This is a genomic window from Microbacterium sp. CFBP9023 (assembly GCF_034045055.1).
Taxonomy (GTDB): domain Bacteria; phylum Actinomycetota; class Actinomycetes; order Actinomycetales; family Microbacteriaceae; genus Microbacterium.
In genome coordinates this window covers 814842-825951 of the sequence record NZ_JAXCWI010000001.1, presented here as the reverse complement: position 1 = coordinate 825951, position 11110 = coordinate 814842, and the positions used below count along the sequence as shown (strand labels likewise).

Here is an 11110-nt window from a genome sequence, read left to right as displayed (position 1 = left end):
TCGCATGACAGCCACCCTCACGGACGCGAAGTACGACGAGGTCACCGAGGCGCTCAAAGACGTCATGGACCCGGAACTCGGGATCAACGTCGTCGACCTCGGCCTCATCTACGACCTCGCCTGGGATGACGAGAACGATGCTCTCGTCATCCACATGACGCTGACCAGCGCCGGCTGCCCCCTGACGGACGTGCTCGAGGACCAGACCGCGCAGGCTCTGGACAACGTCGTCGACCGCTTCCGCATCAACTGGGTGTGGATGCCGCCGTGGGGTCCGGAGAAGATCACAGACGACGGGCGCGACATGATGCGCGCCCTCGGCTTCGCCATCTGAGAATGCTCGAAGTCACGGCTCTGCCTCTGGCGGAGCTCAGACGACGTAGCAGCGAGAAGTGGCGGGAGTATCCCGCCGACGTGCTTCCGCTCTTCGTCGCGGAGACCGATTTCCCGCTCGCACCGGAGGTCTCGAACGCGTTGCGTCGCGCCGTCGAGCTCGGAGACACGGGGTACATCGCCTCGCGGACACCATTGCCCGACACCTACGCGGCGTTCGCACGCCGTCGCTTCGGCTGGGAGGCGGATCCGACGCGGATGCGCACCACGGCCGATGTGAGCATGGGCATCGTCGAGATACTCCGCCGCGTGACGCAGCCGGGAGAGCGCGTGGTCGTCACCCCTCCCGTGTACCCGCCGTTCTTCGACCTGGTGTCCGAGGCCGGCGCCGAGGTGGAACGGGTGCCTCTCATCGACACGGGGATGGGGTGGGAACTCGATCTCGACGGCGTCCGTGCAGCGTTCGAGGACGGCGCGACCGCGATCCTGCTCTGCAATCCTCACAACCCGACGGGCACCGTCCACAGTCGCTACGCGCTCGCGGCGCTGGCCGAGATCGCCGACGAGTTCGGCGCGGCGGTGGTCTCCGACGAGATCCACGCACCGCTCGCCCAGCCGGAAACCGGCTTCACGCCGTTCCTCGACACGGGCGAGGCCGCCGAGCGCGTGGGGTATGCGGTCGTCAGCGCGAGCAAGGCTTTCAATCTGGCCGGCCTCAAGTGCGCCCTCATGGTGACCGCTTCCGAATCGACGAGCGCGGTCGTGCGCGGGTTGCCGATCGAGGTCGAGTGGCGCACCGGTCAGTTCGGTCTGCTCGCGGCTGTTGCCGCCTTCTCGGAGGAGAGCGATGAGTGGCTGGACGGGCTGCTCGCGACACTCGACGCGAACCGCGTACTCCTCGAGGACCTGCTCGCATCGAAGCTCCCCGGTGCCCGCTACCGGATGCCCGATGCCGGCTACCTCGCCTGGATCGATCTCTCGGCTCTCGGATGGGGCGACAACCCCGCGCGTCGGATCCTCAAGGAGGCGAAGGTGGCCCTGCACTTCGGCCCCGCCTTCGGCGAGCAGGGCAGGGGATTCGTGCGGCTGAACTTCGGGACGAGTCCGGAGATCATCACCGAGGCCATCGAGCGCATCGCGACGCTCGTGGATCGATGACGGTCGATCGCGCGACATCGTCGATCTGGGACCGAGAACGCCTCTGGGTCACCGCCGGCGCGGTCGCGTTGATCTTCCTGGCGGCGATCGAGGCTCTGGCGGTGACGACCGTCATGCCGATCGTCAGCGAGGCGCTCGACGGCCAGGCGCTGTATGCGGTGGCCTTCGCGGGGACACTGGCGACGAGCGTGATCGGGATGGTCGCCGCGGGTGCCTGGTCGGACGCGCGCGGGCCCCGGGGTGCGCTGTACGCCGCCGTGTCGCTGTTCATCGCCGGCCTTCTGCTGTCGGGGTTCGCGGTGACGATGGATCAGTTCCTCATCGGCCGCCTGGTGCAGGGGCTCGGTGCGGGCGGACAGACGGTGGCCCTGTACGTCGTGGTGGCCCGCCTGTATCCGCCCCACCTGCACGGAAGGGTCTTCGCGGCGTTCGCCGCGGCCTGGGTGGTGCCGTCGATGATCGGCCCGTTCCTCGCGGGTGCCGTCGCCGAGTACCTCGACTGGCGGTGGGCATTCCTCGGGGTGGCCGTGCTGACGACGGCCGCCTTTCTCATGATCGCGATCCGGTTGCGCGGCGTCGACCTCGGGCATGGCGAACCACAGGACCGTCGAGCTCTCGTGACTCGTCTGATGCTCGCCGTCGTCGTCGCGGTGTTCGCCGTGCTGATCGGCTTCACGGCCGAGATGACCGCGCAGATCGGATGGTCGGTCGCACTGGGCTCGGTGGCCGTCATCGCCGTGGCCGTGCTGCCGCTGCTGCCTCGACACACTCTGCGCGCCGGCCGGGGCCTGCCGAGCGTAGTACTCATGCGGGGCGTCGTCGCCGGCGCGTTCTTCGCCGCGGAAGCGTACATCCCGTACCTGCTCATGGAGAGGTTCGGGTTCACGGCGACGTGGGCGGGCATCGCCTTGATGTTCGCCGCCTTCGCCTGGGCCGGCGCGTCCGCGCTGCAGGGGAGGTTCGGTGAACGCCTCGGCAACACGAGGATCACCGTCATCAGTCTCTCTCTGCTGGTCTGTGCGCTGGTGTTCGTGCTCCTCGCAGCGCTCTGGGGGTTCTCGCCGCTCTTCGTGGTGGTGGGATGGGCCTTCGCCGGCGGCGGCATGGGGCTGCTCTATCCCCGCCTCACCGTGCTCACGCTCGCGTACTCGGATGCCGGCAACCAGGGCTTCAACTCGTCAGCTCTGTCGATCTCGGACTCCACGGGCGCCGCGGTCGTCATCGCTCTCGCAGGTCTCGCCGTCGCCAGCCTCGGCGGTGGTGCGAGCGCCTTCGGCGTCGTCTTCGCGTTCTGTCTCGGTCTGGTGCTCCTGGCGTTCGTGCCAGGACTCAGGCTGGGTCACGCCGCGGAGCTGACGGACGCGGAGTCGCCCGAGCGGTGAGGTCGGCGCCGGATGACTCTCCGGCGAGCGCGGCCACACCGAGGTCGAAGATGCGGTCGAGTCCCGCTGTGACGTCGATCGTGTGGTCGTCGAGCGCTGCTCCGTGGCTGTCGGCGTGCATCCGCTGCTGAACGAGAGTCGCATGGCCGAGCACGAAGTGCAGGAGTGCGGCTGCTCGCTCCGGTGCGTCCGACCGGCCGTGGCGCGTCAGCGCGGCTTCCAGTGCGGTGTGCGCATACGACGAGCCGAGACGCAGGGCATACGTGCTGAGCACGAGTTCGGCCCCGTCGCGATAGGTGAAGAGCGCGTCGCGGATGCTGCGGGCGGTGGTCAACACGTCCGCATCGTCGCGCGGGATGCCCGCGGTGATGCGATCGGCCAACTCCGCCAGCAGCTCCTGCTTGCTCGAGAAGTGCCAATAGAGAGCACTCGGCTGCACATCGAGCCTGCCGGCGATCCGCCGCATCGAGAGGTCGGCGAGGCCGACCTCGTCGAGGAGCGCGAGTGCAGCGCGCGCGACGCCGTCGCGGTCGTGACGGGTCGAGTTGTGCTCCGGGGTCATCCCGTCAGTATAGTGAACACCGTTCAAGTGAACGGTGTTCAGGAAGGTGATGGATGATGGCTCGGCACGCAGACGACCTCGGTCGCGAACTCGCGAGGGTGGCGATCTTCGCCGCGCTCATCATCGTCCTCGGACTGGTGACGATCCCGATCCCCGGCGGGGTGCCCATCACCGCGCAGACCCTGGGGGTGATGCTCGCCGGCGCTGTACTCGGCCCGCGGTCGGCCCCGCTCTCGGTGCTCCTCGTGCTGGTGCTGGCAGCGGTCGGGCTCCCCGTCCTCGCCGGTGGCCGTGGCGGTCTCGGCGTCTTCGTCGGTCCGACAGCCGGCTACCTGCTCGGGTGGCTCCTGGGCGTCATCGTCATCGGACTGATCGTGCGCAGCGGTCGGCCCAGCTGGTGGCGGATCGCCCTCGGGGTCGTCGTCGGCGGCATCGTGGTCGTGTACGTCTGCGGGGTGCCCGTCACCGCGCTCGTACTCGGGCTCGACCTGGGACCCACCGCACTGGCGAGTCTCGTCTTCCTCCCCGGCGATCTGCTCAAGGCGGCAGCGGCCACAGCGCTGGTCCTCGCGCTACGGCGCGCGTACCCTCGAGCTTTCGGCACGAGTGCCTCATCCGTGCCGGCATCCGTCCGTGCGGTCTGAGACCACGACCGGATCGATCTCGGTCGACGATGTCACCGTCGAGCGGGAGGGGCAGCCGATCCTGCGCGATGTGAGCATCGAGCTCACGACGGCGAGGATCGCGGTCATCGGCGCGAACGGTTCAGGAAAGTCGACTTTCGCGCGTCTGCTGAACGGCCTCGTGCTCCCGGATGCAGGGCGCGTCACGGTGCACGGTCTCGATTCTCGTCGGGATGTGAAGGCTCTGCGGCGGCGCGTGGGTTTCGTCTTCACCGATCCGCAGGCGCAGATCCTCATGCCGACGCCAGCCGAGGACCTCGCGCTGTCGCTTCGCGGATCCTCTCGTGCGGACGTCGACAGACGCGTGGCCGCGGCACTCGCCGAGCACGGCTTGACCGATCGGGCGGACGTGCCGGCGTCGGAGCTGTCCGGCGGTCAGAAGCAGATGCTGGCTCTCGCGTCTGTCCTGATCACCGAACCGCAGCTGATCGTCGCCGACGAGCCGACGACCCTGCTGGACCTGCGCAACTCCCGACGGATCTCGGATCTGCTGCTGGCGCTTCCCGCCCAGGTCGTCATCGTCACCCACGACCTCGAGCTCGCAGCGAGGTGCGACCACGCGGTCCTCTTCGAGGCGGGCTCGATCATCGCGTCGGGCGCCCCGCCGGACGTGGTCGCCGAGTATCGCGAGCTGGCCGCGTGATCCAGTCCTATCGGCCGGGGGCGAGTATCGTCCACCGGATGCCGGCGGGCCCCAAGCTCGCCGTCTTCGCCGTGCTCGCGCTCGTCTCGTCCGGCTATCCGCACGATCGATGGAGCGTCACAGCCGCGCTTCTCGTCGTCTGCCTGCTCTATCTCGCCGCCGGCCTTCCGGTGACGACCCTGCTCGTCGAGGCGTGGCGGCTGCGGTGGCTCGTACTGGTTCTCGGGGCCGCACTGTGGATCTTCGCCTCACCGCTCACGGCATGGGTCAGCACGGCCAGGGTGGCATCACTGCTGCTGCTGGCGTCGCTTCTCACGATCACCACCCGGATGGGCGATCTGCTCGCGGTGCTGCATCGGATGCTGAGACCGCTGCGCCGACTGGGCATCGATGCGGATGCCGTCGCGATGACGATCTCACTGACCCTCACGATGATTCCGGTGGTCGCAGGCTTCGCCCATGCGGTCACCGAGGCCCACCTCGCACGCGGCATCCGTCGCGGCGTGCGAGGCGCGGTGCCGCTCATGGTCAGGACACTACGCCACGCGGACGACGTCGGCGACGCTCTCGCCGCTCGCGGTCTCGTGTGATCGGCGGGCGATGCGCAGGGACAGCAGCATCCCGCCGGCGGCGACCGAGGCAGTGAGCACGGTCGTCCCCGCGACGAGGAGCAGGACGACGGAGGCGATGCCCAGGACGGCGGCGATCACGACCCGGTGCGTCCTGTCAGCGGATCGCGGCGACGGCTGCGTCTCGATGCGGGTGAGGGAGGTCGCGATCGCCGCTGTCAGAGTCAGGGCGACGGCGAGCCAGATCGGACGCGACACCCACCAGGAGACGGAACTCGGATCCGGCAGCGCGATTCCGCTGACGAGTGAGGCGACGGCCGAGATCCCCGCCATGGCGAGCAGTACCGGCATGTGCCACAGGTAGATCGTCATGGTGCGGCGATTGACGAAGGCGCCGAACGCGGCGGGGACCGGCCGGTGGCTGAGCGCGTCGATGCGATCGCGCAGAAGCGAGACGGCGCTCAGGTGCACGACGCCGACGAGCAGCAGCGCGGCGGTCGGGGGATTGATGTTCGCGATGAGGTCGGGGGAGTAGATCCCGGTCGCGAACGCTGCGATGAGGGCGGTCAGAGCCGCTGCTCCCACCAGGGCCCGCGTCGCTCGAGGCAGCCGGTCGATCGTGCCGTCGGCGAGGAAGAACCCGATCTGCTGGAGTGCGAGCCACACGAAGGCGAGATTCAGGAACCCCAGTCCCTCGACCCCGGTGCTCGCCCGGGCCACATCGACGCAGACCGATGCCCACACGAGGGCTGCGACGGTGATCAGGGGCCTGCGCGCGTGGGCTCTCGAGAGTGCCGGGAGGAGCGCCTGGCAGCCCAGGAAGACTCCGAGGAACCACAGCGGCTGGCTGTAGCGGAAGCCGGCGGTGGCGATGATCTCGGCGGGAACACCTGCGACGCGAAGAGCGGCGAGCGCGACGCCGACGACGGCGATGGCGAACAGTGCGGGCCGGAGCAGGCGATGCACGCGGGCTGCGATGAAGTCGGATGCGGTGCCGCCGCGCGCCTGCGACCGCCGGAAGGCGATGTGACCGGCGAAGCCTCCGATGATGAAGAACAGCGGCATGACCTGGAGGACCCAGCTCACGGGGATGATCCACGAGGTGCCCTCGCTCGCGTTCGCGAAGACCGGGCTGCCGTCGGCGATCGTGACGCCCACCATGATGGCGTGAAGCAGCACGACTCCTGCGACGCAGATCGCTCGCAGCAGGTCGATCGCGGCATCACGACCGGCCGGCAGCGGGGGGCGGGGAGCGATGCGGGGCGGCGCTTCGACGATGGCCATGGAGTCCTCCTCGGATGGGTGTCCGAGGAGCGTATGGACGCGGTGCCGGTCGGGGGATCACCCTCCGGGCTGGTTCGCACCCCTACTGCGGTGTGACCCGGAGCAGCGGCTCAGGAGGGCTCGACGAGACCCGTGTCGTAGGCGAGGATCACGGCGTGCACGCGGTCGCGGAGTCGGAGCTTGGCGAGCACCTTGCCGACATGCGTCTTCACGGTCTGCTCGGCGATGAAGAGGTCGGACGCGATCTCGCTGTTCGACCGTCCGCGACCGATGAGCACCAGCACCTCCCGCTCCCGATCGGTCAGGTCCGCGAGCGAGGTCGCCGCCTTCGCAGTGCGGGGCCGACGTCCGGCGAACTGCTCGATCATGCGCCGCGTCACACTGGGGGCGAGCAGGGCATCGCCGCCGGCGACGACGCGCACGGCGTGCACGAGCTCCTCGGGAAGAGCGTCCTTCAACAGGAATCCGCTCGCGCCGGCCTCGAGCGCGTCGTAGACGTAGTCGTCGATGTCGAAGGTCGTGAGCATGAGGATCCTCGGCACATGAGCCGCAGGGTAGGCGGGTCCGAGGATGCGCCGAGTGGCCTCGATGCCGTCGACCTGCGGCATCCGCACGTCCATCAGGATGACGTCCGGATCGAGGCGGGCAGCGAGGGTGATGGCTTCGGCTCCGTCGGCCGCCTGACCCGCGACACGGATGCCCTCGTGCGCATCGAGCAGAGCGGCGAATCCGGCGCGCACCATCGCCTGGTCGTCGGCGATGAGGACGCTGATCGTCACGGGTTCTCCTGGGTGATCGGAGCGGTGGTCTCGCTCGATGGACGCTCGTGCAGCGGGAGGGAGGCGATGACCTCCCACCCGCCCTCGGCGGTGGGGCCGGCGGTGAAGGACCCGCCGAGCAGTTCGACGCGCTCACGCATGCCGCGAAGTCCATAGCCTCCGCTGGGGTGAGCCGGTGGGGTGGTGGCGCGGCCGTTGCTGACGCGGATGCCGATGGCGTGGAGATGCGCCTGCAGGCGCACCGTGACGGCGGCGCCGGACGCGTGCCGTACCGCGTTGCTGAGCGCCTCCTGCGCGATGCGGAAGGCGGCGATCTGCACGGCCTGCGGGGCGTCGGTGAACGCGCCCGTCATCTCGAGCCCCACCGTCACGCCGGCGCGCCGGATCGTGTCGACGAGGGCCGGGATGTCGTCGATGCTCTGCTGCGGCGCCAGCTCGGCCGCCTGGTCCTCGGTGCGCAGCACGCCCAGCATCCGCCGCATCTCGGTGAGCGATCCCCGCGCTGTGGCCGCGATGCTCTCGAACTCCGACGTCGCCGCGTCGCCGATCTCGGGCAGTCGGTATCGAGCAGTGGACGCCTGCACCTGGATGACCGACATGCTGTGGGCGATGACGTCGTGCAGTTCGCGAGCGATACGGGTGCGCTCCTCGACGAGCGCGCGGCGGGACTCTTCGAGGGCTGAATGCTCCCGTTCCTTCGTGAGCTCGGCAGATACCCTCACGCGTCCTGCGACCAGTATGGCGACCAGGAACACGGCTGCGGCCACAGACGTGGTCACGATGAGATCTGCCGTGGCGCTGCCTGCCGTCGCCGGAGTGGCGACGATCTCGGGGCGCAGCAGCGGGGCCGTGAGGGAGAGCAGCGCGCCGACGCCGAGCGGGACGACGCCCAGGCGCGCGCCGTGGACGAAGGTCACGACGCCCACGAAGAGGACGAAGGTGACGAGCGCGGGCACCGACCACGGCCACGGCGCCTCGGTCGCCTGATCGGGCACGACCAGCAGCGGGAGCGCGAACGCCGCAGAGCAGAACATCGCGATCGCCCACCGCGGATACCGCAGGGAGAGCAGCGGTGCCGAGCAGAGTGCGGCGCCGAGGATGAACGTCAGCGGCAACGCGGTGCCGTACAGCACGGTCTGCAGCGACACGAGCACCGCGAAGAGCGCCAGGCTCGCCACGGTGAGCGCGGCGAGCGCGGCCGTTCGACGACTGATGCGGGGAGTCCGCGGTGTGCGGGGTGTGCGGGGCAGGCGACGTGCCATGAGTGTCATCCTGCCAGTTGCGAGATGGGGGCGCGTCGACGCCGGGCAGCGGTGACGCGGTCGATGACCAGTCCGATGATGAGAGCGACCCCGATACCGATCCCGGCGCTGGCGAGGGGCTGATCTTCGATCCATGATCCGGCGAGCAGCCCGATCGCCAGGCTCAGCGCGCTCCAGCTGAGACCGGCCACGACGCTCAGGGGAAGGAAACGCCTCCAGGGGAATTGCAGCGCGCCCGCCGACATGTTCACAGCGACACGGCCGACAGGGATGTATCGAGCGCCGAGGATCAGAGCCGCACTGCGCTGGTCGAGGGCGCGTTCCGCGTGGGCGAAGGCCGAGGCGATCCGCGGTCGACGCATCCACGCCCAGCGGGTCGTGCCGAGTCGACGACCGAGCACGAATGCGATGTTGTCGCCGATGGTCGCGCCGACGGCGGCGACGAGCCCGAGCGGGATCAGCGCCCATGGCTCTCCTGAGGATGCCAGCACGGCGGCTGCCGCCACGAGCACGGTCTCACTCGGAACAGGCGGGAAGAAGCCGTCGATGATCGTCACCGCGAGCAGCACGGCATACAGCCAGGGGGAGGCGACGGTCTGCAGGATGAGCTCGTTGATGACGTCCACCTCAGCAGGCTAGAAAGCGGAGGGCACGCAGGGCATCACCCTGAGGTATCGATCGCATCCACCCGCAGAGGTAGATCTGTGCACAGGCCGACGACTGCACCACGATCCGTACGTCGACTGAACACCCAGCCGAGCGATCTATACTGGGAGTTTGGCCCCTCGGCCTGAACCCCCTTGAAAGAACGGACATCCCACCTGTGCTTGCCGTGCACGAACTCGAGATCCGCGTGGGCGCACGCCTCCTGATGGAGAACGTGTCGTTCCGTGTGAGCGACGGAGACAAGATCGGTCTCGTCGGCCGCAACGGTGCAGGCAAGACCACGCTCACCAAGGTGCTCGCCGGCGACGTCCTTCCCTCTGGGGGCACGGTGACGCGCTCCGGAGAGCTCGGCTACCTGCCCCAGGATCCCCGTTCGGGCAACCCGGAGGATCTGGCGCGCACGAGGATCCTCGATGCCCGCGGACTCGGACAGCTGAATCTCGGCATGACCGAGGCCTCGCTGGCCATGGGCTCGGAAGACCCCGCCGTGGCCGAGAAGGCGATGAAGCGCTATGCGCGCCTCACCGAGCAGTTCGAGGCACAGGGCGGATACGCCGCAGAAGCCGAGGCGGCATCCATCGCCAACAACCTCTCGCTGCCCGACCGCATCCTCGATCAGCCGCTCTCGACGCTCTCGGGCGGACAGCGTCGTCGCATCGAGCTCGCGCGCATCCTGTTCTCGGATGCGGAGACGATGATCCTCGACGAGCCGACCAACCACCTCGACGCCGACAGCGTCGTGTGGCTGCGCGAGTTCCTCAAGAACTACAAGGGCGGGCTGATCGTGATCAGCCACGACGTCGAGCTCGTCGGCGAGACCGTCAACCGCGTCTTCTACCTCGACGCGAACCGCCAGATCATCGACACCTACAACATGAACTGGAAGAACTACCTGCGCCAGCGGGTGGCCGACGAGGAGCGCCGCAAGAAGGAGCGAGCCAACGCCGAGAAGAAGGCCACCACGCTGCAGCAGCAGGCGGCCCGCTTCGGTGCGAAGGCGTCGAAGGCCGCTGCCGCTCACCAGATGATCGCGCGTGCCGAGAAGCTCCTCGCGGGTCTCGACGAGGTCCGCCAGGAAGACCGGGTGGCGAAGCTCCGCTTCCCCAAGCCCGCCGCCTGCGGCAAGACCCCGATGATGGCGACGGGGCTGTCGAAGTCGTACGGATCGCTCGAGATCTTCACGGATGTCGACCTCGCGATCGACCGCGGATCGAAGGTCGTCGTGCTCGGCCTCAACGGTGCGGGCAAGACCACGCTGCTGAGGATGCTCGCCGGAGTCGACGAGCCGGACACGGGTCAGCTCGAGCCGGGCCACGGACTCAAGGTCGGTTACTACGCGCAGGAGCACGAGAACCTCGACGTGAACCGCTCGGTGCTCGAGAACATGGTCTCGGCCGCTCCGCACATCACGGAGATGGAAGCGCGCAAGGTGCTCGGATCCTTCCTCTTCACCGGCGACGATGTGCTCAAGCCCGCCGGGGTTCTCTCGGGCGGCGAGAAGACGCGTCTCTCGCTGGCGACCCTCGTGGTCTCCTCGGCCAACCTGCTGCTGCTCGATGAGCCCACCAACAACCTCGATCCCGCGTCTCGCGAGGAGATCCTCGGCGCTCTCGCGCACTACGAGGGTGCAGTGGTCCTCGTCTCGCACGACCCCGGTGCGGTGCAGTCGCTCAACCCGGAGCGCGTGCTGATCCTTCCCGACGGTGTCGAGGACCTCTGGAGCCAGGAGTACCAGGACCTCATCGAGCTCGCGTAACGCGTCCGGGGTGGGCCACGTCCGACGGGAGTG

Annotated in this window: 12 protein-coding genes; 7 read left to right on the top strand and 5 right to left on the bottom strand. The window is 68.8% G+C overall.

Annotated elements, in window-relative coordinates:
- Window positions 1-4: 4 nt before the first annotated feature.
- From SOM10_RS04090 to SOM10_RS04080, 3 genes are read left to right on the top strand one after another with little or no spacing between them, the layout of a single operon-like run.
- The gene (locus tag SOM10_RS04090) at window positions 5-334 is read left to right on the top strand and encodes a metal-sulfur cluster assembly factor (RefSeq protein ID WP_053096448.1); all 330 of its coding nucleotides are present in this window, start codon (window positions 5-7) and stop codon (window positions 332-334) included.
- A 2-nt stretch (window positions 335-336) separates the two neighbouring features.
- Window positions 337-1491, top strand: coding sequence for a MalY/PatB family protein (locus tag SOM10_RS04085; RefSeq protein WP_320488544.1), 1155 nt, complete (start codon window positions 337-339; stop codon window positions 1489-1491).
- A complete protein-coding gene (locus SOM10_RS04080; RefSeq protein ID WP_320488543.1) occupies window positions 1488-2873 on the top strand; it encodes an MFS transporter in 1386 nt (461 codons plus the stop codon). Before SOM10_RS04085 ends, SOM10_RS04080 begins: the two co-directional genes overlap by 4 nt.
- Here the strand turns inward: SOM10_RS04080 and SOM10_RS04075 are convergent.
- Window positions 2821-3435 carry a TetR family transcriptional regulator gene (locus SOM10_RS04075; RefSeq protein WP_320488541.1) on the bottom strand — a complete coding sequence of 205 codons (615 nt, stop codon included), beginning with the start codon at window positions 3433-3435 and terminating at the stop codon, window positions 2821-2823. The genes SOM10_RS04080 and SOM10_RS04075 overlap by 53 nt on opposite strands.
- 53 nt (window positions 3436-3488) lie before the next feature.
- On the opposite strand from SOM10_RS04075, the gene SOM10_RS04070 reads away from it, so the two are divergent.
- From SOM10_RS04070 to SOM10_RS04060, 3 genes are read left to right on the top strand one after another with little or no spacing between them, the layout of a single operon-like run.
- On the top strand, window positions 3489-4079 hold the full coding sequence (locus SOM10_RS04070) for a biotin transporter BioY (protein WP_414683564.1): 591 nt from the start codon (window positions 3489-3491) through the stop codon (window positions 4077-4079).
- Window positions 4069-4761 (top strand): energy-coupling factor ABC transporter ATP-binding protein, encoded by a 693-nt coding sequence (locus tag SOM10_RS04065; protein WP_320488537.1) that lies wholly within the window; start codon window positions 4069-4071, stop codon window positions 4759-4761. Before SOM10_RS04070 ends, SOM10_RS04065 begins: the two co-directional genes overlap by 11 nt.
- A gap of 38 nt (window positions 4762-4799) precedes the next feature.
- Window positions 4800-5351 (top strand): energy-coupling factor transporter transmembrane component T, encoded by a 552-nt coding sequence (locus tag SOM10_RS04060; RefSeq protein WP_320488535.1) that lies wholly within the window; start codon window positions 4800-4802, stop codon window positions 5349-5351.
- Here SOM10_RS04060 and SOM10_RS04055 read toward each other — a convergent pair.
- From SOM10_RS04055 to SOM10_RS04040, 4 genes are all read right to left on the bottom strand, one after another.
- A complete protein-coding gene (locus SOM10_RS04055) occupies window positions 5298-6614 on the bottom strand; it encodes an acyltransferase (RefSeq protein ID WP_320488534.1) in 1317 nt (438 codons plus the stop codon). The genes SOM10_RS04060 and SOM10_RS04055 overlap by 54 nt on opposite strands.
- Before the next feature lie 110 nt (window positions 6615-6724).
- Window positions 6725-7393, bottom strand: coding sequence for a response regulator (locus SOM10_RS04050; RefSeq protein WP_053096436.1), 669 nt, complete (start codon window positions 7391-7393; stop codon window positions 6725-6727).
- Window positions 7390-8655: a sensor histidine kinase gene (locus SOM10_RS04045; RefSeq protein WP_320488533.1), complete on the bottom strand. Its 1266-nt coding sequence runs from the start codon at window positions 8653-8655 to the stop codon at window positions 7390-7392. The genes SOM10_RS04050 and SOM10_RS04045 overlap by 4 nt, the downstream gene beginning before the upstream one ends.
- A 5-nt stretch (window positions 8656-8660) precedes the next feature.
- Window positions 8661-9281: a DedA family protein gene (locus tag SOM10_RS04040; RefSeq protein ID WP_320488532.1), complete on the bottom strand. Its 621-nt coding sequence runs from the start codon at window positions 9279-9281 to the stop codon at window positions 8661-8663.
- Between the two features lie 197 nt (window positions 9282-9478).
- Between SOM10_RS04040 and SOM10_RS04035 the strand changes: the two genes are divergently transcribed.
- Window positions 9479-11077: an ABC-F family ATP-binding cassette domain-containing protein gene (locus SOM10_RS04035; protein WP_053096429.1), complete on the top strand. Its 1599-nt coding sequence runs from the start codon at window positions 9479-9481 to the stop codon at window positions 11075-11077.
- The last annotated feature ends 33 nt before the right edge of the window (window positions 11078-11110 follow it).

Coding starts and splice junctions, on each gene's coding strand:
- SOM10_RS04090 (WP_053096448.1), top strand. CDS start 5: ATGACAGCCACCCTCACGGACGCGAAGTACGACGAGGTCACCGAGGCG.
- SOM10_RS04085 (WP_320488544.1), top strand. CDS start 337: ATGCTCGAAGTCACGGCTCTGCCTCTGGCGGAGCTCAGACGACGTAGC.
- SOM10_RS04080 (WP_320488543.1), top strand. CDS start 1,488: ATGACGGTCGATCGCGCGACATCGTCGATCTGGGACCGAGAACGCCTC.
- SOM10_RS04075 (WP_320488541.1), bottom strand. CDS start 3,435: ATGACCCCGGAGCACAACTCGACCCGTCACGACCGCGACGGCGTCGCG.
- SOM10_RS04070 (WP_414683564.1), top strand. CDS start 3,489: ATGATGGCTCGGCACGCAGACGACCTCGGTCGCGAACTCGCGAGGGTG.
- SOM10_RS04060 (WP_320488535.1), top strand. CDS start 4,800: ATGCCGGCGGGCCCCAAGCTCGCCGTCTTCGCCGTGCTCGCGCTCGTC.
- SOM10_RS04055 (WP_320488534.1), bottom strand. CDS start 6,614: ATGGCCATCGTCGAAGCGCCGCCCCGCATCGCTCCCCGCCCCCCGCTG.
- SOM10_RS04045 (WP_320488533.1), bottom strand. CDS start 8,655: ATGGCACGTCGCCTGCCCCGCACACCCCGCACACCGCGGACTCCCCGC.